The 250-nt window shown below is 55.2% G+C and carries 1 protein-coding gene; it reads left to right on the top strand.

The genetic code is table 11. The features are described from left to right. Positions 1-250 (top strand): RHS repeat-associated core domain-containing protein (locus tag JTI98_RS11080; RefSeq protein WP_216081249.1); only part of this gene is annotated, 250 nt, incomplete at both ends.

Below are 250 nucleotides of genomic sequence, written 5' to 3'. Positions count from 1 at the left end.
AAAATCCACCTGTATCACTGCGACCACCGGGGCCTGCCGCTGGCGCTGATTGACATTAACGGGGCCATTGCGTGGCGCGCAGAAATTGATGAATGGGGGAATATGCTGCGGGAAGATAATCCGCATAACCTGGAGCAGCTTATTCGTCTGCCGGGGCAGCAGTATGACGAGGAGACAGGACTGTACTATAACCGGCACCGGTATTACGACCCGGCACAGGGAAGGTATATCACGCAGGATCCGATTGGAT

Origin of the sequence: Citrobacter sp. MGH 55, from assembly GCF_016906145.1 — a bacterium.
Lineage (GTDB): Bacteria > Pseudomonadota > Gammaproteobacteria > Enterobacterales > Enterobacteriaceae > Citrobacter_A > Citrobacter_A amalonaticus.
Note: the sequence above shows the minus strand (reverse complement) of the source record. Positions and strands in the feature narration are given on the sequence as shown.